Origin of the sequence: Pseudomonas sp. NFPP25 (assembly GCF_900116505.1) — a bacterium.
Classification (GTDB): domain Bacteria; phylum Pseudomonadota; class Gammaproteobacteria; order Pseudomonadales; family Pseudomonadaceae; genus Aquipseudomonas; species Aquipseudomonas protegens.
On the sequence record NZ_FPBG01000005.1, the window covers coordinates 240,756 to 260,828 of the forward strand.

Here is a 20,073-nt window from a genome sequence, read left to right on the forward strand (position 1 = left end):
CGGTTTATTTTGTGAACAAAAAATGACCAGCCTCTGTTTTTGGCTCCAGGCCAGGCTTTCATGGGCTTTCATTGAATTCCATCAACAGACTTATCCACAGGTCGCGACAGGCCGTCGCAGGCTCTCAACGCTCCGCCAGAAGCAGCAGATTGCGCGGGGTCAGGTGCGCAGGGCAGAAGGTGCCCAGGCGTACCTGGTAGCCCTGCTGTTGCAGAAACAATGCCCGGTCCAGCACCAGCCACAGTTCCAATGGCCGGCGGAACAGGCCGCGCAGCAGTTCCAGGTTGCGCACCTGGGCCAGGCGCTGCCAGCCGGCGGCTTCCAGGGCCGGCCAGTCTGGCTGGCCCACTGTGGATAACTCCTTGAGCGCGGCAAGGTCGCGGCAGTAGTCGGCGAAGGGCTTGTCCAGCCAGTGGCTGGGCAGGGATGGCGTCGGCAGGTATTCGTCGAGGCCACGCACTTGCCGTTGCAGCAGGTCGAATGCCAGGCGGCGGGCCATGGAGGTGTCGCGCTGACGCCGAACTCGGGCACCGGCAGTGACGGTTTCGCTCATGGGCAAGGCCAGGTCTTCCAGGGACAGGTCCAGGGGGGATGCCTGGGCGGCTGTGGATAAGCCCTGGTAGTGGCTGGCGCGGGTGCGGTTGTAGCAGCAGGGGGCGATGGCCAGCTGTGGACAACCCTGCTGGCTGGCCAGCTGGATCAAGCGCACATGCAGATCGCCGCACGCGTGCAGGGCCACTGGGGTGTGTCGGGCATCGAGGTGGCGGTCGGCGTCGGCGGCCAGTACATCCTGGTGCAGGTGCCGGGCAGGCAGGCCGTGGTGCTGGCTCAGCTGCGTGCCGCTGGTCACCAGCGCCGGATCGTATTCCAGGCAGGTCAGTTGTTGTCCGGGCTGCAGCAGGCGCCGCCCCAGGTGGCCCTTGCCCGAACACCAGTCGAGCCAGTGCTCGGTTGCCTGGGTGAAGTGCAGGCGGCCGGCGAAGGCTTCGATCTGCTGCCATTTGCGCCCGGGGACGTCGACACTGAGGCGCTGGCGCAGGGGCGGCAATGCCTGGCCGGGCCATTCGGCCACGGCAGACAGGGCCCCGGAGCGCGCGGCCAATTCGCCGAAGGGGGCAGGTGCCCGGAGGTGTTCCGGGTGGTTGTGGGCAGCCTCGGCGTCTTCCAGGGTGCGCTGGCGCAGCCACTGGGCGAGTTCCGGGTAGGAGGTTTCCCAGGGCAGGTGCAGATACTGGAACGGACGAGGCCGCCAGAGATCCTGGTGTTCAAGCAGGAAGCCGTCCAGGGCCTGGAAGCGATCGAGCAGCGCGGGGCCTTGGAGGATGGCGGGCATGGTGTCGAGTCCGGGGCAGACCCGCTCCCTGGCGGGAGCGGGAGAAGATCAGCGTCCCTGGCAGGCGTCGACCCGCAGCCAGCGTTCCAGTTGGCGGAAGGCCTGGACCAGGATGAACGACATCAACAGGTAGAACACCCCGGCGGTGAAGAACATGTCCACCGTCAGGTAGTTGCGGGCGATGATGGTGCGCGCCATGCCGGTCAGCTCCAGCAGGGTCACGGTGCTGGCCAGGGAGCTGGCCTTGAGCATCAGGATCACTTCGTTGCTGTAGGCCGGCAGGCCGATGCGCGCCGCCCGCGGCAGGATGATATAGAACAGCGCCTTGGGCCGGGACATGCCCAGGGCCCGCGCGGCTTCGATCTCACCGGGGGGAATGGCCTGGATGGCGCCGCGCAGGATCTCGGCGATGTAGGCCGCGGTGTGCAGGGTCATGGTGGCGGTGGCGCACCAGAACGGGTCGCGCAGGTAGGGCCACATGAAGCTGTCGCGCACCGCATCGAACTGCGCCAGGCCGTAATACACCAGGAACAGCTGCACCAGCAGCGGCGTGCCGCGAAAGAAGAAGATGTAGGCGTAGGGCAGGGCGCGCACGTACCAGAGCTTGGACGAACGGGCGATGCCCAAGGGGATGGCCAGCAGCAAACCGAGAATCACGGCGATGCCCACCAACTCCAGGGTCAGCGTCGCGCCCTGGATGAACTTCGGCAGCCATTTGTAGATGACTTCCCATTCCATTACGTCGTCCTCACAAAGCCGCGGGCGGCGCGTTTTTCCAGGAAGTGCATGCCGGTCATGGCCAGCACGGTCAGGCCCAGGTACATGAAGGCCGCGACCATGAAGAAGGTGAAGGGATGCTTGGCGAAGGTCACGGCGTTCTGCGCGTGGCGCATGATTTCTTCAAGGCCGATCACCGACACCAGCGCGGTGTCCTTCATCAGGATCATGAACAGGTTGCCCAGGCCCGGCAGGGCGATACGCCACATCTGCGGCAGGATCAGGCGGCTGAAGATCCGAAACTTGGAAAGGCCCAGCGCGGTGCCGGCCTCGCGGTGGCCCTTGGGGATGGCCAGGATCGCGCCACGAAACACTTCAGTGGCATAGGCGCCAAAGCACAGCCCGAGGGCGATCACCCCGGCGAGAAACGGACTGAGGGCCAGATCGGGGTTGCCGAAATGCTCGCCCAGCGCGCTCATCATGTTCACCGTGCCGTAGTAGATCAGCAGCACCCACAGCAGTTCCGGGACGCCGCGCACGATGGTCGAATAGGTTTCGCCAAGCCAGCGCAGTGGCTTGTACGGGGAAGTCTTGGCCAAGGCACCGAGCAGGCCGAGCACCAGTCCCAGGCATAACGCCGAGAGGGCCAGCTTGACGGTCATCAGCGCGCCGGCGGCGAGCGCCGGGCCGAATCCGTAGAGATCGATATTCATGGGGTCTGGATGGCTTTGCTAAGGACCGGCGCCCAGGGGGCGAGCGCCGGTCAGGCAAGTCAGTATCAATAGATGCTGAACGGGAAGTACTTGTCGTTGATCTTCTTGTAGGTGCCGTCGGCCACGATTTCCTTCAGGGCGGCGTTCAGCTTCTCGCGCAGTGGATCTTTCTTGCGCACGGCAATCCCGATCTTGTCGCTTTCCACCATTGGCTCGCCCTTGAACTCATAAGGCTTGCCCGCGTCGCTCTTGAGCCACTCGTAGTTGACGTACTTGTCGGCCAGGATCGCGTCCAGGCGGCCGGAGGTCAGGTCCAGGTAAGCGTTTTCCTGGGTGTCGTAGAGCTTGATGGTGATGTCGTCGCCCAGGTTGTCTTCCAGCCAGGTACCGGCCAGGGTCGCCCGCTGCGCGCCGATGATCTTGCCCTTGAGCGAGGCCTTGTCGGTCTTGAAGTCGGTCTTGGCCTTGGGCGCGATGAACTGCAGCTTGTTGGAGTAGTACGGGTCGGTGAAGTCCACCGCCTGCTTGCGCTCATCGGTGATCGACAGCGAGGAGATCAGGAAGTCGAACTTCTTCGCGTTCAGGGCCGGAATGATGCCGTCCCAGTCGGAGGTGACCACGGTGCACTCGACTTTCATCTTGGCGCACAGGGCGTCGCCGATGTCCTTGTCGAAGCCCACGACCTGGCCGCTGGCGTCCTTGTTGTTGAACGGTGGGTAGGCTGCTTCGATGCCCATCTTCAGGGTCTCGGCGGCAGCGCTGGCGCTGAAGGCCAGGGTGACGGCAGCGGCCAGGAGGATTTTCTTATAGCTCTGCATGCGTGTAGCTCCGTTAGCGGTTGCTGGACATGAATTGTTTGCAGCGTGCCGAAAGCGGGTTCTCGAAGACCTGCTGTGGCGATCCTTGCTCTTCTACCAGACCCTGGTGCAGAAACACCACTTCGCTGGAGACCTGACGGGCAAAGCTCATTTCGTGGGTGACCAGCAACATGGTGCGGCCTTCTTCGGCCAGGGCGCGGATCACGTTGAGGACTTCCTGGACCATTTCCGGGTCCAGGGCCGAGGTCGGCTCGTCGAACAGGATGACTTTGGGTTGCATCGCCAGGGTCCGGGCGATGGCGGCGCGCTGCTGCTGGCCGCCGGACAGCTGTGCCGGGTAGGCGTGGCGCTTGTCGGCGATGCCGACCTTGGCCAGCAGCGCCTCGGCCACTTCGATGGCCTCGGCCTTGCTCTGGCCCAGCACCCGGCGTGGCGCCTCGATGATGTTGTCGAGCACGCTCATGTGCGGCCAGAGATTGAAATTCTGGAAGACGAACCCGATTTCGCTGCGCAGGCGGTTGATCTGCTTGCCGTCGGCGGCTACCAGCTCGCCGTTTTTCGCGGCCTTGAGCTTGAGCTCTTCGCCGGCTACCAGGATCTGCCCCTGGTGCGGGTTTTCCAGCAGGTTGATGCAACGCAGGAAAGTGGACTTGCCGGAGCCGGAGGAACCCAGGATCGATATCACGTCACCGTCGCGTGCGGTCAGCGAGATACCCTTGAGTACCTCCTGAGTGCCGTAGCGTTTGTGCAAGTTGCGGATTTCAAGCGCGGGCGTGGCCTCAGCCATGTGCGGTCCTCATTGAGTTCATTGTGCTCCTGCTGTTGGGCGGCCTTCCTGGCGAGGCGCCAAGCTAGCATAGGGTTCCAAGCGCAGCCAACAGCGCTACCGGAGGTAAACAGACGGTGTGTGGCAGGTTGTCGCATCAGCACAGAAGACTGTCGCCCCATCAACAACCGAACGCCTGTTTGAACCCTGGATCCGCCTGAAATCCGGTAGGTGTCGCGTAAAAAAAGGCGCGATGGTGCCAGCTTTGGCCGGGTGTTGGAAGGGTTAACGGGCCAAAGGTCATGGATCTGCACTCTAATCGCTCATCGGCTGCTTTTCGGGTGTGTTTTTGGTGCGCCATTTCGTCCTGCAAGTGAGTCGGCCGGTAACGAAATGGCGAAATGCCATTGTTCTCAATGACTTGGGATTTCCATCGGTCGGCTCGCCAACCCTTGTTGCCCGGGGTTCTGTAACATTTTGGCGCAATTCTTGCGTGCGATATAAAGAACGCCCTGTTGGATTCTTTTTACGAGAACGAATGCAGACCGGGTGGAGTTACTCTTTTTTCGTTGCAAAGGTGCTTTTCATGAGCGGTACGCAACTCTCCAATGACCTCGAACAGGGGCTCAAGCCGCGGCATGTGACCATGCTGTCGATTGCCGGTGTGATCGGCGCAGGCCTCTTCGTCGGCTCCGGCCACGCCATTGCCGAAGCCGGCCCCGCCGTGCTGCTGGCCTATGCTGCCGCCGGCACCCTGGTGGTGCTGGTGATGCGCATGCTGGCGGAAATGGCCGTGGCTTCGCCGGACACCGGATCGTTCTCCACCTACGCGGACCGCGCCATCGGCCACTGGGCCGGTTTCACCATCGGTTGGCTGTACTGGTGGTTCTGGGTGCTGGTGATTCCCCTGGAAGCCAACGCTGCCGCGACCATTCTGCATGCCTGGTTCCCCAACGTGGCGATCTGGGTCTTCACTCTGGTGATCACCCTGCTGCTGACCGCCACCAACCTGTTCAGCGTGAAGAACTACGGTGAGTTCGAGTTCTGGTTCGCCCTGATCAAGGTGGTAGCCATCATCGGCTTCGTGATCCTCGGCCTCGCCGCCATCTGCGGCCTGCTCCCCAACAGCCAGGTCAGCGGCGTATCGCATCTAGTGGACACCCAGGGCTTCATGCCCAACGGCATGGGCGCGGTACTGGCCGCCATGCTGACCACCATGTTCTCCTTCATGGGCACCGAGATCGTCACCATCGCCGCGGCGGAATCCCACAACCCGGGCAAGCAGATCTCCAAGGCCACCAATTCGGTGATCTGGCGGATCGGCCTGTTCTACCTGGTATCGATCTTTATCGTTGTGGCCCTGGTGCCGTGGAACGACCCGAGCCTGGCCCAGGTCGGCTCCTACCAGACCGTGCTCGACCGCATGGGCATCCCCAATGCCAAGCTGATCGTTGACCTGGTGGTGCTGGTGGCCGTGACCAGTTGCCTGAACTCGGCGCTCTACACTGCCTCGCGCATGCTGTTCTCCCTGGGCAAGCGTGGCGATGCCCCGGCCGCCGCCAAGCGCACCAACGCCAGCGGCACGCCTTACTGGGCGGTGATCCTGTCCACCGCTGCGGCCTTCCTCGCGGTGTTCGCCAACTATGTCGCTCCGGCGGCGGTGTTCGAATTCCTCCTGGCCAGCTCCGGCGCCATCGCCTTGCTGGTGTACCTGGTGATTGCCGTCTCGCAACTGCGCATGCGCCACAAGCGCATGGCTGCCGGCGAGAAGATCGCCTTCCGCATGTGGCTGTTCCCGGGCCTGACTTACGCTGTGATCGTGTTCATCGTCGCGGTGCTGGGCATCATGCTGTTCCAGGAAGAGCACCGGGTGGAGATCCTCGCCACTGGCCTGCTGAGTGTCATCGTCATCGCTGCCGGCCTGATGGTGGCCCGTCGGCGCAAGGCCGAGCGCAATGGTGCCCTGGCACTGAACTGACGGTTTGCTCCGCTCTTTATGAAAAGGCCGCGCTCAGAAATGACCGCGGCCTTTTTCATGCCCGGATGCAACTTTGGGGGGGGCTGCTGGTGGCGGGCAGAGGCTCGCTCGCGGCCTGGCGACGGGGCGCTTTACCCACCCGGGGCGCCTGCTGATAATCCTCCACTCGGTTAGCTTGGGATGCAGCGATGAAAGACCTGGATATGGATGATGCCGAGTGGGAACTGCTCGACCTCGAATGGCATCAAGGGTTCGCCTTCGTGGAAGGGGCCCTGTTGGTGGAGGAGCGAGCCCGTGACGTGTACCTCATGCTGCAGCGTGAAGGGCGGACCCCGGCTGAGCAGGCTTGCCAGGCCGCGACCGAGCAATTCCCGGCTTCCCCCCTGGTAGAGGGCGAGCCGCTCTGGCGACATCGTGTTCATCGGCACCTGCTGCGTGATGCGCGGGCCGATTATTATGCGTTGCCCCGTTACTTCGCGCGTTATGGCTACCACCCGTTGCAAGCCTTGCCGGTGCGTGTGTGTCGGGGCTTGCAGAGCCTGGGCCATGACCATTGGCGTGATCAGTGCCGTGCCTACTTCTGTCATGACTACGGGCAGGAGGTGATCGACGGCGCGCAGCCTGAGCGCCTGGCGCTTGTGCACCCGGTGCCAGAAAACTGGCCTGCGGGGTCGGTGCTGTTCAGTGACGGGGACAAGGTCTTCCTCGGCGCCCGAGCGATCGCCAGCGCGGAGCAGCAGGTACGCGGTACCAACCATCCGGCTTATCAAGTGATCAGCGGCCAAGTCTGCCGGGGCGGCGTTGTGCTGCATCAGAAGGACGGTTCGCCGTTGCCGATTGCCAATCCGGATGGCTTCCAGATGCTGGCCTGGCGCTGGGGTACGGATGGGCATTCGGTGATCGTCCAGGCGCAGCAGGGCTCGAGCATCGCCTATGAGTATTTCTACCGCATCGACAACGTCGATCTGGCGACTTTCAGCGTGCTCAACGAGCGCTACGCCAAGGACGCACGCCGGGCTTATTACCTGACCGGAAAAACCCTGCGCTATGTCGGTGACTTCCGCCTGCTGAACCGTGTTCAGTCGGTGTTCGATGCCGGTGGCCGGATCTTGAGCCAGAGTGAAGCGGCGGACCCGTACTTTGCCGTGGACGATCAGTTCGTCTACTGCAATGGCACCCGCCTGCGTGGTGCCGATGGCCCGAGTTTCCGTCACCTGGGATTCGACTACTACGCTGACCGGCATCGCGTCTACCGGCGCAGCAAGCCGCTGGACGTGGATGTAGAGAGTTTTGTGGTGGCCCAGCTGGAGCGTGGCGAAGGCAACTATTCGCCGTTGCTGGTGGGTGACAGGCACGGCCCGCTCGGTTCGGATGGGGTGATCGATGACATCATGCTGCAAGAGTGGTCGGCGTACTTCGAGGCGCATCCGCAGTTGCAAGATTATTGGTGGCATCGCTTGCAGGCACCATCGGCGTCAACAGCCCAGGCCTTGCGTTCCATCGGCTCCGGGTTCGAGCTGGGGAGCCAGGTGCACTTCCATGGCCGCCCCATCAATGGTCTGGATGCCGGTAGTTTCAAGCTGCTGGACACACACCTGTGTGGCGACGCCAATGGCTTGTATCTGATCCCCTTTCATCGCGCCGAGACCCGGGTGCCGGAGCGATTCTCTTCGGCCTGCGCCGATCATTACCGTGCCCTGGGCGGCCCGTACCTGACCGATGGCCAGAGGGTTTTTTGCCACAGTGTCTTTTATCAGGTGCCCGAGCCTATGGCCAAAGCGGATCTGGCCAGCTTCGAGTCATGCGGGCATGGCTGGGCCCGGGACAAGGGGGCGGTGTACTACTACGGCGCAAGAAAGAAGCCCCTCGACCCGGCGCACACTCGCGTCATGGGCAGCTACGCCTTCACCGCGACACTGATGTTTGCTGCCGGCAAACCGCTGGAGGTTGAATTCAGCCCGGAGGAAGTGATGGTTCCTCATCCGGACTTTCTGCAATTGGGCACGCGCAAGCTGTTCTGTGGCCGGCGGCCGGTGAGTGCCAAGCGCATCGACCTGGCCAGCCTGGAGTTTGTTGCCCAGCGCTATGCCCGGGACAAGCAGCGTTTCTACCAGTACGACGGTTACGCGACGCTCAGCGAAATCAGCGCCGAGCAGTACCACCAGGCACTGAAGAAGGCCCCGGCAGGGGACGCCGACTCTGAGAGTTTGGCGTTCTGAAAGGCAAAAAAGGCTGCCGTCAGCATTGACGGTGGCCTTTTTGCTGGATTTGTGACTTGTTACATGGCGTTTCATGGACAGCCCGCTGGCGAAATAGTAGCCTGCGCGCTCTTCGATAAGAGCTCTTGCGTGCCAGCGTGAGAGGAGCTATGGAATAGCGCTGTATTGCAAGGGATTGAATGCTTGTCGGGGCCCTGAATCCGCCTTCTGCCTCTGTCCCTTGTTCCCTGCGTAGCCGCCATGGTTCCTGAGTGTCAGCGCCTGCCTGACAGTCCCGGCTCGAAGAACGAGCATTCAGGGTTCAATGGTGATCGCCCGGCCATTGGTCCCTTAAAGAAAGGGCGGCAAGGAGACGCGCATGGCGTTCACTAAAATCATCTTCAAAAACCCGAACACCGGAGCCATCAAGGAAGCGCCAGTTGGTTTCTCCTGGACCGTGTTCTTCTTCGGCTTCATCCCGGCGCTGTTCCGCGCCGACTGGAAATGGGCTGCCATCATGTTCCTGCTGGCCATGTTCACCTTCGGCCTGAGCAACCTGGTGTTCATGTTCATCTACAACAAGCTGTATGTACGCGACCTGATCGGCGCAGGCTTCAAGGCCCAGTCCATCGCCAGCGGCGACCTGAACTTCGCCAGCTCGCGCATCGGCATGGAAATCCCTCGGCTGGAAGCTGCCTGAGCATCACGCCAGGCTGTTTAGCTGAAACGGAAAAGGGCGCATTCATTGCTGAATGCGCCCTTTTTTCATGCCCGGAAGAAACTCAGCCTTCGGCGCTGAACAGTGCCTGGGATGCGGCCATGTAGTCGGCCTGGAAGGCCTCGGACTCGATCCAGGCCAGGGCCGTGGCCTCGTCGGCCTCGGTGGACCAGTTACGGTATTCGATCAGCGCCGCAAGGATGAAGTCCGTGGCGCCCTGTTCGCCCTCCTGCTCATAGACCAGCTCCAGCAGCGGGTCCGAGAGGAAGACCGTGCACAGCGCCTGCTGGCTGGTTTTCTCGGCGTCGCGCATCTTCACGAACAGCTCGGTCAGGTCCACCGATTCGAAGTCGATGCGGCTGTCGTTGGGGTCCAGTTCCAGCTCCGAGGTCGGTGCAGTGCGCTTGGCGCGGTTCTGCTTGGCCTTGGCCTTTGCCCGGGCGGCACGTTTGTGTTGTTTGTCGATCGATGCCATGGGCGTCTTACCTTGTTGCGCAAAGGGGCGGCGCTCGCGGATTCGGGGCGAACGGCCGGTCAGGCGGGAAAGGATGCCAGCAAATCGCTGCGCTGGCACCCGCCAAGGCCTCAAGGCGGGTACCGACGATCCTGCATGGGCCGAGGTCCATTGCGGCGCAGCACCTGTGCCAAAGGTTTTTTGCAGCCTTTTCCCACTGCCTGGGAATCTGATTTCATTTGCCGGGAAACTCCATGCACCATGGCTGCAAGAGGCCGCTATGCACTACCACACGCCCACTGACCGTCTGCTGCAAATACTCGTGGCCCTGGGGCAATCCCCGGAGGCCATGTCTGCCAAGGAGCTGTCGCTGAACCTGCAGCAGCCCCTGAGCAGCACCTATCGCCACCTCAAGACCCTGCTGCGCTGGGGGCTGGCCCAGGACAATGGCCAGGGCCGTTACCTGCCCGGGCCTGCTTGCCTGCAACTGGCGAAGAAGTTCGACCGCGAAGGCCTGCTGGTGACCCTGGCCAAGCCGGAGCTCAACCGTCTGGCCGAACTCAGCCAGGAAAGCGTCGCGCTGATGGTGCCAAGCAACGGGCAGGCGATCTGCATCGAGCTGGTGGACAGCCCTCAGCCCTTGCGCTGCTGCTACCAGAAGGGCCTGGCGCAGCCGCTGCTGCTGGGCGCCTCGGCCAAGGTGTTGCTGGCCTACATGGAGCCTGAGCTGTGCTTGTCGATCCTGCGCCAGCAGGGCGTCGAGGAGGCGGATTTCGCCGCGCACCTGGACAGCTACGGGGCCATTCGCGCCGCCGGGCATGCGGTGAGCCTGAGCGAGATCGATCTGGGCATCTGGGGTGTCAGCGCGCCCTTGCTGGACAGCCGTGACCGCTTGCAAGGCGCCATCAGCCTCATGGCCCCGGCGTTCCGCGCCGAACAGCGCAGTGAGCGGCTGATCCGCTGGACCCGCGAAGCGGCCCAGCGCCTGAGCGCCCGACTGGATTGAATTGACTGGAGCAAGACCATGATCAGCAACGCCCCCATGCACCTGTGGCAGGGTCGTATCGACCTGGCCGAAGGCCTTGCCGCCCGGCGCTGGCACCAGTGGGTGCAGCCCTGGGCCGAACAGCAGCCGGCGGGTATCGCCTTGCTCGGGCTGGCCTGTGACGAGGGGGTCAAGCGCAACCAGGGGCGCACCGGTGCCAGCCAGGGCCCGGCAGCCTTGCGCGCGGCCCTGGCCAACCTGGCCTGGCACGGCACCGGCCCGCTGTACGACGCAGGGGACGTGACCTGCACCGACCACCACCTGGAAAGCGCCCAGCAGCGCTACGCCGAGCGCCTCGGCCTGTTGCTCGAACAGGGGCACCTGGCCCTGGGGCTGGGCGGTGGTCATGAAATCGCCTTTGCCAGCTTCAGTGGCCTGGCCGATCACCTGCGCCGCCAACAGCCCTGCCCGCGCATCGGCATTCTCAATTTCGATGCCCACTTCGATCTGCGCCATGCGCCGCAAAGCAGCTCCGGTACGCCGTTCCGGCAGATCGCCGAGTACTGCCGGCAGGCCGGCATGCCTTTCGAGTATTGCTGCCTGGGGGTCAGCGAGTTGAGCAACACCCAGGCGCTGTTCGAGCAAGCCCGGGAGCTCGATGTGCGCTACCTGCTGGACCGGCAGATGCAAGGCTGGAACCTGCCGGCAGTCGAGGCCTGCCTGGACGCTTTTCTCGACGGTATCGACGTGCTCTACATGACCCTGTGCCTGGATGTGCTGCCAGCCAGCCAGGCTCCCGGCGTCAGCGCGCCCTCGGCCTACGGGGTGGATGTGCAGGTGGTCGAGCACCTGGTACGCCGTGCTCGGGCCAGCGGCAAATTGCGCGTGGCCGACATTGCCGAACTCAATCCCGGGCTCGACCAGGACCAACGCACCGCCCGCGTGGCCGCGCGTCTGCTGGCCAGCCTGATTCACTGAGGGGCATGCCCCTCGCCGCGCAACACCACAATGACAAGAAGAGATGTTTGCCATGCCGACTTTTGAATTGGACGCGCTGACCACCCTGGCGCTGGCCCTGATCCTGCTGGGGGTGGGAGCCCAGCTGAAGAAACGCAGCCGCTGGCTGACCCAGCTCTGTGTCCCGGCGCCGGTGATCGGCGGTTTCGGCTTTGCCCTGATCGTCTGGCTGCTGCGCGATCAGCAACTGCTGGCGATCAAGCTCGACACCGCGATCCAGACGCCCTTGATGGTGGCGTTCTTCACCACCGTGGGCCTGGGGGGCAGCCTCGGCCTGCTGCGTCGTGGCGGCAAGATCCTGTTCGTCTATCTGGGGGCCTGCTGGTCCCTGGCGCTGCTGCAGAACCTGGTGGGGGTCGGTGCCGCCAAGGCGCTGGGCATCGACCCGCTGCTGGGCATCATGGCCGGTGCGGTGTCCCTGGAGGGTGGCTTTGGCGCGGCGGCGGCCTTTGGCCCGATCGCGGAAAACCTCGGGGCGGTGGGGGCCACCACGGCGGCCCTGGCCTCGGCCACCTTCGGCATGGTTGCCGGCGGCTTGCTGGGCAGCCCGCTGGCGCGCTGGCTGATCGAGCGCAACCGCCTGCAGATCCAGGCCGATCAGGTCAGTACCCTGCAGCACCTGGAAAGCGCTGCCCAGGGTTCGGTGGCGCCTTTGGATGCACCGACCCTGCTGCGCCTGCTGACCTGCATTCTGCTGATCATGGTGCTGGGTTTCTGGATCGGCAGCGCGCTGAACGAGCACCTGGGCATCGTCCTGCCAAGCTACGTGGGGGCGATGTTCGTGGCGATCATCCTGCGCAATCTCAATGACCGGGCGCGGATCATCGACATCCCCGACAGCGCCGTGAGCACCCTGGGCGACGTATGCCTGGGGGTGTTCCTGACCATGGCCATGATGAGCCTGAAGTTCTGGGAACTGGAACAGCTCGGCCTGCCGCTGCTGGTGATCCTGGTGGTGCAGGTGCTGGTGATGGTGCTGCTGTGCGTGTTCCTGCTGTTCCGCCTGTTTGGCGGCAACTACGACGCGGCGGTGTTGTGTGCCGGCTTCATGGGCCACGGCCTGGGGGCCACGCCCAATGCGGTGGCCAACATGGGCGCGATCTGTGATCACTACAAGGTCTTTTCCTACAAGGCCTTCATCATCGTGCCGCTGTGCGGTGCGGTATTGATCGACATCGTGGCGATCCCGCTGATCACCTGGTTCATCAACGCCTTTGCCTGATCAGCGCCCCGGCGTCAGCTCTTGCCCTGGGCTGTTCGGGGCCGGGCTTGCGTGCTGCAGCCAGTGCAGCAGCAGCGGCCAGAGCCGGCTTTCGAAGCGGCTGTGGAAGAAGGCGAAGTGGCCGATCTCGACCTCACCGATGTCCTCGGGGCGAATGCGCCAATGGGTGCGCGTGCTGTTGTCGAAGTAGCCCAGTAGCCGCTCGATGGCTGCCACGGTGCCGAAGGGGTCGTCGCTGACGCTGATGGCGAGGATCGGGGCGCTGACCTGGGCGAAGGGCTGCCCACTGCGCTCTGCGGCCAGCCTGCGGCCGCTGGGGCGGCCTTCGTAGCGTGGGTGCGGGGTGGCCCAGTCGCGGACCACCCCGGCGGGGGTGTCTTCCATCCAGCCCAGGCGCTTACCGGGGAAGTAGCCGTACAGGCGGGTCAGCAGGGGCATCAGCACATGCCACTTGCCCAGCATGCGCCAGCGCTGGGCGGGCACGTAGTCGCGCCAGTAGGCGAACTGCGCGCCCATGGTGGCCGCGCGGCGGATCACCCCGGCGGAGGCCGCCAGGCCCAGGGCGCAGCCGCCGAAACTGTGGCCCACCACGTCGATCGGTTGCCCGGGAAACTCGCGCCGGGCGCGTTGCAGCATGGCTTCGAAATCCAGAGCGCCCCAATCCGACCAGGATGCCTTGAGCCCCTTGAGCGAGGCCGGGCGCGACTCGCCGATGCCGCGGTAGTCGTAGGTCATCACGTCGAAGCCGTTGGCGAACAGGTAGTCGGCGAAGCGAAAGTAATAGCGGCAGCGCACCGAGGTCGCGGCGTTGATGATCACCACTGCGCGCGCCGGATCGGCTTGCGCGTGGCGCCAGCTGAAGCCGCCAAGACGGAAACCGTCCGCCGCCACTTCGCTGAAGCGTTCACTGGGGCCGGGCGCCGGCTCGGCAGTGGCGGGGCCGGCGGCCGGCAGGTCGGGCGAGGACAGCAGGGACATGGGCGGTTGTTCCTTGGCGGCTGTAACGGGCAGGAGCGACCCCTGGCGTTCAGCGACGATTTTTTTGTGCGCCCATTAATACCCGGGCGATCCACAGCGCGGCAACTGCCAGGGCACCCAGCAACAGGGTGCTGGTGCCCTGCCAGAGCAGCTCGATATAAAACTTGGTGGGCTGCAACGCCTGGCTGTAGGCGAGCTTCGGCCCGGCACGGTTGCTGGTGACGATCTGCCCGTCCAGCAGCGCGCTTACCAGGGTCCAGCCCAGCAGCGCAGTCAGTGCCAGCAGCACGCTGCCGATCAGCAAAAAAAACCAGGCCCCGCTGCGGGTCTTGCCGGGCTGGGGGTGGGGCAGGCGGACTCGGGTTCGCTTCTGGTTCACGAGAGCAGTTCCTTTGCGCCCGGATGGGCGGATGCCTGCAACTTTACTCCCAGGCGGGCCCATGGGAATAATCCGGGCCCGGTCGAGCCCGGGTATCCCTATTCGTCGATGGAGCCTTGAGCATGGAAGTGAAGAACCAGATGAGCCCGGAACAATGCCAGGGCATGGACGATATCCGCCGGGAAATCGATGTCCTGGATCGAGCGGTCATCGCCTTGCTCGGCGCGCGCTTCCAGTACGTACTGGCGGCATCGAAATTCAAGACCTCGGCGGCCACCGTGCGCGCCGAGGAGCGTTTCAAAGCCATGTTGGCCACTCGTCGCGATTGGGCGGCGGCCGAAGGCCTGAACCCGGATGCCATCGAGAAGATGTACAGCGATCTGGTGCAGCACTTCATCGCCGAGGAGATGAAGCATTGGCAGGCGGCGCAGGCTCCGAGCCGAGGGGCTGGTCCCCTAGCCTAGGTACCTTTGGTTAAAGGCCTCACGCCGAATCGATCTAAACCGCCCTGTGTCAGGTTTTACACTCAATAGCAGGAGCTATGGGCGAGCCTGGTTGCACAAGGCGAGCGAGGGTTTTCATTCGGCTTCTGGCCTGAGACATGGCCTGGCCATTCAAGATGAAGCAGGGGAGACCCGGGCGCTGCCGTCCCGGGGCTAGAGGCCTGACGGTGGCGTCCCATTCAGTGGTTCGAGACGAACCCGGGAGTGGTCATCATGAAGTCCTTTTCTATGAGTGTCCTGTCAGGTGTTATCGCGGTGCTGCTATTGGCCGCACCAGTGAGCGTGCGCTCCGCCTCCACCAGCAATGAGCCGATCGACCCGGCTGGCGTGCAATTAGAGCCGCTGCAACAGAACGGTATTTCCTATGTCAGCGGCGGCATCGGCCTGGACGAGTCGCGGGCCATTCAGCAGGCCAAGGGTTACAACCTGCACATGACCTTTTCCGTCGGCTCAGGGAATGAATACACCTCGGATGTCGATGTGCTGATCCAGAACCCGCAAGGGCATCAGCTGTTGAGCCTGAGCGGAGTGGGCCCGATCGTCTTTGTGCAGTTGCCGGCCGGCAGATACCAGGTCATCACCACCCGCAAAGGGCTGGAACAGCGCAGCATGGTCGACATGAAAGTGGCGGCTATGCGCGATCTCAACATCCACTGGAATAACGGTTACTGAGAGAGGGCTGGAATGTTGCCCGGTGCTGAGTCTGGGCAATGGCCAATTGCACGCATGAAAAGCCCTGAATCGAGTGATTCAGGGTTTTTGCGGGTCGCTGCCAAATCAGCGGCCGGGTGTAGGAACCTGATCATAAGAAGCACCCAGCGCTTTGGGTGTTGTTTGCTGTCTATGCGTTATGGCAGCTGTACGCGGGCACGCTTCGGCGTGGCCGGATCTTGTGACCGTTTCCTACCCCGCGTGCCGCTGTTCGATCTTCTGGCCTGCGCCGATCAGCGCATACGCGTCCTCCACAAGCTGGTGAACAGCCTGTCCTGCATGACCGCGCAAGCTGCCGACGCCAGCGATCTGTTCCAGATCGCCGACATCGCCTCGTTGCTGCTCGGTGATGGCGTGGCCTTGCTCGATGTGGCCCAGGGGCAGGCGATGGAGGCTGTAGACGGGGCCGCTGATCGGCGCAGGCAGATAATGAGTGAAGGCAGCCAGGATCGATAGGATTCGGGCTGCCTTCAAACTGGCCTGACGCAGCCCTTAAGTCCCCACAGGGGGGGGGCAGCCTGAAGGATTGGCAAACTGAGAGAGTGCCGGCAAGCCACGACTTGAGTCGGGTCATGGGGGGCGGGGTATTTCTGCCGGGGTGCAACACTCTTGGCGGTGCAGGTTATACGGGGAAGGGCCAAATCTCAGGCAACAAAAAACCCGCACTAGGCGGGTTTCTTGGTTGCTTTCACGTGATGCATACACCACCTGAAAGCTGAAGGTGGTGCCCAGAGACGGAATCGAACCGCCGACACGGGGATTTTCAATCCCCTGCTCTACCGACTGAGCTATCTGGGCAACGGGGCGCATTAAACGGGTTTTTCAGGGGGGCGTCAAGCAAGTTTTGAAAAAATGTTTAATTATTACCGTCGCTTACGTTCCACCCCCGATTTTCAACAGCTTTACTCAGCCGGCGGCACGTAGCCGTCGGCCTTGGCGTATTCCTCGCCGGAGAAAAACTTGTCCATCTCGCCCTGCAGATATTTGCGATCGTCGGCATTCATCATGTTCAGGCGCTTTTCGTTGATCAGCAGGGTCTGGTGTTTCTGCCAGTCGGCCCAGGCCTTGGCCGAGACGTGATCGAAAATATCCTGGCCCTTGGCCCCCGGGTAGGGAGGGCGCTCCAGGCCCGGCAGTTCTTCCTGGTACTTGCGGCACATTACGGTGCGGGTCATGACGACTCTCCTGCATTCAAGACTTCGGCCGCGCGTTTGAGCAGTGTTTTCACCGGGGCGGCAAGGCCCAGGCGCGGCGGGGTGGCGAGGTTATACCAGAGCCAGTCGGCCTCGGCGACGTGCAGGGCCGACTCTTCGACCCGGATCAGCCAGGGTTCGATGGCCAGCTGGAAGTGGCTGAAGGTGTGCACCAGCCCCGGCATCTGCTGTTGCTGGCCCAGTTCCAGGGAGTGCTGCAGGGCCAGGTGCTGGATGTCGTCCAGGCCATCCAGCTCCGGCAGGCTCCACAACCCGCCCCAGAGGCCGCTGGAGGGCCGCCGGTAAAGTAGGATGGCGCCTTCGCGGTTGGCCAGCATCGGCATCAGGGTGCGCTTCTGAGGCACTTCCTTGCGTGGCTTGGGGATCGGGTAGCGGGTTTCCAGGCCGAGCATGTGGGCTTCGCAGCCGCGCTCCAGGGGGCACAACAGGCAGCTGGGCTTGCTCCGGGTGCAGAGCGTCGCCCCCAGGTCCATCATCGCCTGGGTGTAGTGGTTGACCCGGCTATGGGGGGTGAAGCGCTCGGCGGCGGCCCACAACTGCCTGGCCACCTTGGGCTCCCCGGGGTAGCCCTCCTGGGCCGTGAAGCGCGCCAGCACCCGCTTGACGTTGCCGTCGAGGATCGGCGCCCGCAGGCCCATGCTGATGCTGGCGATGGCGCCGGCGGTGGACAGGCCGATGCCCGGCAGCTCGGTGAGCTTTTCCACGTCCCGGGGGAACTCGCCGCCGTATTCGGCCATGACGATCTTCGCGGTCTTCTGCAGGTTGCGCGCCCGGGTGTAGTAGCCCAGGCCGGTCCACAGGTGCAGCACTTCGTCTTCCGGGGCTTCGGCCAGGGCCTGCACCGTGGGCAGCGAGGCCATGAAGCGGTCGAAGTAGTTGAGCACGGTGCTGACCTGGGTCTGTTGCAGCATGATCTCCGAGACCCACACCCGATACGGGTTGATGTCCTGCTGCCAGGGCAGGTCATGGCGGCCGTGGCGGTCGTACCAGTCCAGCACCGCCGTTGAAAACGCCTCGGCTCTCATCGCTTGAACAGCCCCTTGAGCGCGTTCTTCAGTTCCGGGCTGACCTTGTCCCCCAGTTTCTCGTCGATCTTTTGCTGCAGGCGGTCACCGGCCAGCTTGGCTGCTACCTGGCCCAGGCCGTCCTTGTCCAGGCGGCAGGCCTTGGCCCCCAGCTCCAGCGGGCCGCGGCAGCGCAGCGGCAGCTCGATGCCGGTAAAGCGCTCGCCCACCTGGCAGGCCGGGTCCGGGTTATCCCGCAGGTCGCCTTCGACAATGATGCCGACCCGGTAGTCCATGCCCAGCACTCGCAGGTCGATGTCGCCGTTGCCGTTCACCGTCATGCCGGGGATGCGCACTTTCAGGTCCGGGTTGCTGGCCACGCCATTGCGCAGCGTCAGGTTGCCCTTGAGCTCCTGGAAGGGCGTGTCCTTGCCCCGTGGCGTGCTGCTGAGGTTCTTGCGGTTGAGCACGGCGATGCCCTGGCACAGCTGCTGTTCGATATTGGCGTTGAGCAGCACGCCGTTGTTGATGACGAAGCTGGCGGTGCCGTTGAGGCTGTCGATCAATGCCTTCTGGCTGTTGCCGCTGCCGCTGAGGTTGCTGTTCAGAGTCACCAGGCCCTTGACCGGAGGATTCTGGCCCTGGCTTTCGAGGATGCGTTCCACCGGCACCCGGTTGATCTTGGTCTGCAAGCTCAACTGCGGTGTGCTCTGGCGCACATCGAGGTTGCCGCTGGCATCGAAGCTGCCGTTGTACAGCTCGCCGCGCAGGCTGGAAAGCTTGAGCAGGCCACCCTGGCCGGAGGCCTTGAGTGCGGCATTCTGGATCGGCAGCTTGTCCAGGGTCAGTTGGCCGAAGTTCAGGTCGGCATCGACGTCGAGTTTGCTCAGGCGCTCCACCGGCAGCAGGCGGTCAGTGCTCCAGGCGCCCTTGGTCGGTGCGTTGGGCAGCGGGGTGCTGCCGGCTCCGGCCATGGCATCGGCTTCGCTGCTCTGCACTTCGGCCTTGCGGGCCGATGCCGCGCTGTTGGCTTCGGCGGACTTGGGCGGCAGGTAGCGGTCGACATTGAAGGTGTCGGCCTTGAGCTGGGCGCGCAGGGATTGCTTGTCGAAGTCCTCGATGGCCAGGCGGCCGCTGAAGGTGCTGTCGTCGAGCTTCAGGTTCAGGTCTTCCAGGGCCAGGCTGCTGGGCGTGCCTTGCAGGCGGCTGACCAGCTCGACCTTGCTCAGGCTGCCTTCACCCATGGCGGGCAGGGTCTGGCCGATGCTGTCGACGAATCTCGCCAGGTCGAACTGGGCAATGGAGATGCCGCCGCTGATCTGCGGGGTCTTGTCCAGGTCGTTGACCTTGAGCTCACCCAGGGCGCGCAACTGATTGAGGGAGACCTTCAGGCCGGTCCACTGGGCAACGTTGGCGGCCTGGTCCAGCAGCAGCTGGCCCTGGGCTGCGAAGGTCAGGGTCTTGCCTTGCAACGGGTCGCCGGCGGCTTCGCCGGACAGGCGCATGTCTTCGAACTGGTAGCGCTTCAGGGCGCGGTCGAAGCGCAGTTCGCCATTGAGTTCGGTGCGCACGCGCACTGCGGGTTGGCTGCTGGCGAGGAAGGCCGTGAGCTTGACCGGGGTGTTGGTGGCTTCGTGAATCGGCCCGGTACTCAGCTGGATGCTTTCGGCGGTGAACTGCTTGTCGGTCTGTTCATCGTTGTACTCAACCCGGGCGTTGTTCACGGTCAGGCTGTCGATGTCCAGGCGGATCGGCTGCGCGGGTTTGTCCGCGCCGGCTGGTGGTTGGCTGGCTTCGCCGGTGCTGGCGGCCGGAGTCTCGGCCTGCTTGTCGGTCGGTGCGGCCTTGCCAATGTCCTGCCAGTTGCCGTGGCCGTCCTTGTTGCGGGTCAGGCGCAGGTTCAGGCCTTCGACACGCACATCGCTCATCTGCACTTCGCGGCGCAGCAGCGGCAACACCCGGACCGACAGGCCGAGCATCTGCAGGTCGGCGAAAGGTTGGGTCGGGTTGGCCAGGGTGGCGACGCCGGCATCGTGCAGTTCCAGGCCCAGCCAGGGGAACAGGCTCCAGCCGATGTCGCCATTGAGCGTCAGCTCGATGTGGGCCTTGTCGCGGGCAATCTGGCGAATCTCGTCTTTGTAGTCGTTGGGATCAAACAGGTGGGTCAGGGCGAAGCCCAGAGCCACGATGATCAGCAACAGCCCGAGAATTACCAGACCCAGGATTTTGCCGAACGCTTTCATGGGCGAGTCCTTGTATGTCGAATTCAAAATTTAGCGGGGGAGTATAGCGCTCTGAACCTGACGACTGGTCACCCATTGCAGTTAGAGGTTTTTTCGTTGTAGCGGTTTTTTTTGGCCAGCGG

At 63.6% G+C, this 20,073-nt stretch carries 20 protein-coding genes and 1 tRNA gene; 9 read left to right on the forward strand and 12 right to left on the reverse strand.

Features of this window, described 5'->3' with window-relative positions; translation table 11 throughout:
* Window positions 1–124: 124 nt before the first annotated feature.
* From BM382_RS21080 to BM382_RS21100, 5 genes are all read right to left on the reverse strand, one after another.
* Window positions 125–1,333 carry a methyltransferase gene (locus BM382_RS21080; RefSeq protein ID WP_072443816.1) on the reverse strand — a complete coding sequence of 403 codons (1,209 nt, stop codon included), beginning with the start codon at window positions 1,331–1,333 and terminating at the stop codon, window positions 125–127.
* Window positions 1,334–1,381: 48 nt separating this feature from the next.
* The gene (locus BM382_RS21085; protein WP_011058716.1) at window positions 1,382–2,071 is read right to left on the reverse strand and encodes an ABC transporter permease; all 690 of its coding nucleotides are present in this window, start codon (window positions 2,069–2,071) and stop codon (window positions 1,382–1,384) included.
* Complete coding sequence (locus BM382_RS21090; protein WP_011058717.1) at window positions 2,071–2,763, reverse strand: ABC transporter permease; 693 nt, start codon at window positions 2,761–2,763, stop codon at window positions 2,071–2,073. The genes BM382_RS21085 and BM382_RS21090 overlap by 1 nt, the downstream gene beginning before the upstream one ends.
* 65 nt (window positions 2,764–2,828) lie before the next feature.
* Window positions 2,829–3,581 carry an ABC transporter substrate-binding protein gene (locus BM382_RS21095; RefSeq protein WP_011058718.1) on the reverse strand — a complete coding sequence of 251 codons (753 nt, stop codon included), beginning with the start codon at window positions 3,579–3,581 and terminating at the stop codon, window positions 2,829–2,831.
* 13 nt (window positions 3,582–3,594) lie between these two features.
* Complete coding sequence (locus tag BM382_RS21100; RefSeq protein ID WP_011058719.1) at window positions 3,595–4,368, reverse strand: ABC transporter ATP-binding protein; 774 nt, start codon at window positions 4,366–4,368, stop codon at window positions 3,595–3,597.
* Window positions 4,369–4,933: 565 nt separating this feature from the next.
* Here BM382_RS21100 and gabP point away from each other — a divergent pair.
* The 3 genes from gabP (at window position 4,934) to BM382_RS21115 (ending at window position 9,223) form a co-directional block, all read left to right on the forward strand.
* Entirely contained in the window at window positions 4,934–6,325 is a 1,392-nt protein-coding gene (gene gabP / locus BM382_RS21105) for a GABA permease (protein WP_011058720.1), read from the forward strand.
* Between the two features lie 188 nt (window positions 6,326–6,513).
* Window positions 6,514–8,544: a DKNYY domain-containing protein gene (locus BM382_RS21110; RefSeq protein WP_011058721.1), complete on the forward strand. Its 2,031-nt coding sequence runs from the start codon at window positions 6,514–6,516 to the stop codon at window positions 8,542–8,544.
* A gap of 358 nt (window positions 8,545–8,902) precedes the next feature.
* Complete coding sequence (locus BM382_RS21115) at window positions 8,903–9,223, forward strand: hypothetical protein (protein ID WP_011058722.1); 321 nt, start codon at window positions 8,903–8,905, stop codon at window positions 9,221–9,223.
* 82 nt (window positions 9,224–9,305) lie between these two features.
* Here the strand turns inward: BM382_RS21115 and BM382_RS21120 are convergent, their stop codons facing one another.
* On the reverse strand, window positions 9,306–9,716 hold the full coding sequence (locus tag BM382_RS21120; RefSeq protein WP_011058723.1) for a hypothetical protein: 411 nt from the start codon (window positions 9,714–9,716) through the stop codon (window positions 9,306–9,308).
* Between the two features lie 259 nt (window positions 9,717–9,975).
* Between BM382_RS21120 and BM382_RS21125 the strand changes: the two genes are divergently transcribed.
* The 3 genes from BM382_RS21125 to gltS are packed head-to-tail and all read left to right on the forward strand — an operon-like array spanning window position 9,976 to window position 12,919.
* Entirely contained in the window at window positions 9,976–10,701 is a 726-nt protein-coding gene (locus tag BM382_RS21125; RefSeq protein ID WP_019093890.1) for an IclR family transcriptional regulator, read from the forward strand.
* A gap of 18 nt (window positions 10,702–10,719) precedes the next feature.
* Entirely contained in the window at window positions 10,720–11,658 is a 939-nt protein-coding gene (gene hutG, locus BM382_RS21130) for a formimidoylglutamase (protein WP_072443818.1), read from the forward strand.
* 52 nt (window positions 11,659–11,710) lie between these two features.
* Window positions 11,711–12,919, forward strand: a complete 1,209-nt coding sequence (gltS, locus tag BM382_RS21135) for a sodium/glutamate symporter (RefSeq protein ID WP_011058726.1) — start codon at window positions 11,711–11,713, stop codon at window positions 12,917–12,919.
* Here the strand turns inward: gltS and BM382_RS21140 are convergent, their stop codons facing one another.
* On the reverse strand, window positions 12,920–13,897 hold the full coding sequence (locus BM382_RS21140) for an alpha/beta hydrolase family protein (protein ID WP_072443820.1): 978 nt from the start codon (window positions 13,895–13,897) through the stop codon (window positions 12,920–12,922).
* 49 nt (window positions 13,898–13,946) lie between these two features.
* Window positions 13,947–14,276, reverse strand: coding sequence for a hypothetical protein (locus tag BM382_RS21145; RefSeq protein ID WP_041751913.1), 330 nt, complete (start codon window positions 14,274–14,276; stop codon window positions 13,947–13,949).
* Between the two features lie 122 nt (window positions 14,277–14,398).
* On the opposite strand from BM382_RS21145, the gene BM382_RS21150 reads away from it, so the two are divergent.
* From BM382_RS21150 to BM382_RS32105, 3 genes are all read left to right on the forward strand, one after another.
* Complete coding sequence (locus tag BM382_RS21150) at window positions 14,399–14,740, forward strand: isochorismate lyase (RefSeq protein ID WP_019093886.1); 342 nt, start codon at window positions 14,399–14,401, stop codon at window positions 14,738–14,740.
* Between the two features lie 252 nt (window positions 14,741–14,992).
* Entirely contained in the window at window positions 14,993–15,451 is a 459-nt protein-coding gene (locus tag BM382_RS21155; protein ID WP_053155983.1) for a hypothetical protein, read from the forward strand.
* 12 nt (window positions 15,452–15,463) lie between these two features.
* Window positions 15,464–15,946 (forward strand): hypothetical protein, encoded by a 483-nt coding sequence (locus BM382_RS32105; protein ID WP_239690416.1) that lies wholly within the window; start codon window positions 15,464–15,466, stop codon window positions 15,944–15,946.
* Window positions 15,947–16,212: 266 nt separating this feature from the next.
* Here BM382_RS32105 and BM382_RS21165 read toward each other — a convergent pair.
* The 4 genes from BM382_RS21165 to BM382_RS21180 form a co-directional block, all read right to left on the reverse strand.
* Window positions 16,213–16,288: transfer RNA gene (locus BM382_RS21165), tRNA-Phe, on the reverse strand.
* Window positions 16,289–16,392: 104 nt separating this feature from the next.
* On the reverse strand, window positions 16,393–16,665 hold the full coding sequence (locus BM382_RS21170) for an oxidative damage protection protein (protein WP_011058732.1): 273 nt from the start codon (window positions 16,663–16,665) through the stop codon (window positions 16,393–16,395).
* On the reverse strand, window positions 16,662–17,729 hold the full coding sequence (gene mutY, locus BM382_RS21175) for an A/G-specific adenine glycosylase (RefSeq protein WP_053148603.1): 1,068 nt from the start codon (window positions 17,727–17,729) through the stop codon (window positions 16,662–16,664). Before mutY ends, BM382_RS21170 begins: the two co-directional genes overlap by 4 nt.
* A complete protein-coding gene (locus tag BM382_RS21180; protein WP_072443821.1) occupies window positions 17,726–19,951 on the reverse strand; it encodes an AsmA family protein in 2,226 nt (741 codons plus the stop codon). Before BM382_RS21180 ends, mutY begins: the two co-directional genes overlap by 4 nt.
* Window positions 19,952–20,073: the final 122 nt, after the last annotated feature.

Excerpts from the sequence above, each read along its gene's own strand:
- BM382_RS21125 (WP_019093890.1), top strand. The coding sequence starts at position 9,976 with ATGCACTACCACACGCCCACTGACCGTCTGCTGCAAATACTCGTGGCC.
- BM382_RS21120 (WP_011058723.1), bottom strand. The coding sequence starts at position 9,716 with ATGGCATCGATCGACAAACAACACAAACGTGCCGCCCGGGCAAAGGCC.
- BM382_RS21150 (WP_019093886.1), top strand. The coding sequence starts at position 14,399 with ATGGAAGTGAAGAACCAGATGAGCCCGGAACAATGCCAGGGCATGGAC.
- BM382_RS21100 (WP_011058719.1), bottom strand. The coding sequence starts at position 4,368 with ATGGCTGAGGCCACGCCCGCGCTTGAAATCCGCAACTTGCACAAACGC.
- gabP (WP_011058720.1), top strand. The coding sequence starts at position 4,934 with ATGAGCGGTACGCAACTCTCCAATGACCTCGAACAGGGGCTCAAGCCG.
- BM382_RS21110 (WP_011058721.1), top strand. The coding sequence starts at position 6,514 with ATGAAAGACCTGGATATGGATGATGCCGAGTGGGAACTGCTCGACCTC.
- hutG (WP_072443818.1), top strand. The coding sequence starts at position 10,720 with ATGATCAGCAACGCCCCCATGCACCTGTGGCAGGGTCGTATCGACCTG.
- BM382_RS21180 (WP_072443821.1), bottom strand. The coding sequence starts at position 19,951 with ATGAAAGCGTTCGGCAAAATCCTGGGTCTGGTAATTCTCGGGCTGTTG.
- mutY (WP_053148603.1), bottom strand. The coding sequence starts at position 17,729 with ATGAGAGCCGAGGCGTTTTCAACGGCGGTGCTGGACTGGTACGACCGC.
- BM382_RS21115 (WP_011058722.1), top strand. The coding sequence starts at position 8,903 with ATGGCGTTCACTAAAATCATCTTCAAAAACCCGAACACCGGAGCCATC.
- BM382_RS21155 (WP_053155983.1), top strand. The coding sequence starts at position 14,993 with ATGAAGTCCTTTTCTATGAGTGTCCTGTCAGGTGTTATCGCGGTGCTG.
- BM382_RS32105 (WP_239690416.1), top strand. The coding sequence starts at position 15,464 with ATGTTGCCCGGTGCTGAGTCTGGGCAATGGCCAATTGCACGCATGAAA.
- BM382_RS21080 (WP_072443816.1), bottom strand. The coding sequence starts at position 1,333 with ATGCCCGCCATCCTCCAAGGCCCCGCGCTGCTCGATCGCTTCCAGGCC.
- BM382_RS21085 (WP_011058716.1), bottom strand. The coding sequence starts at position 2,071 with ATGGAATGGGAAGTCATCTACAAATGGCTGCCGAAGTTCATCCAGGGC.
- BM382_RS21140 (WP_072443820.1), bottom strand. The coding sequence starts at position 13,897 with ATGTCCCTGCTGTCCTCGCCCGACCTGCCGGCCGCCGGCCCCGCCACT.
- BM382_RS21095 (WP_011058718.1), bottom strand. The coding sequence starts at position 3,581 with ATGCAGAGCTATAAGAAAATCCTCCTGGCCGCTGCCGTCACCCTGGCC.
- BM382_RS21090 (WP_011058717.1), bottom strand. The coding sequence starts at position 2,763 with ATGAATATCGATCTCTACGGATTCGGCCCGGCGCTCGCCGCCGGCGCG.
- gltS (WP_011058726.1), top strand. The coding sequence starts at position 11,711 with ATGCCGACTTTTGAATTGGACGCGCTGACCACCCTGGCGCTGGCCCTG.
- BM382_RS21170 (WP_011058732.1), bottom strand. The coding sequence starts at position 16,665 with ATGACCCGCACCGTAATGTGCCGCAAGTACCAGGAAGAACTGCCGGGC.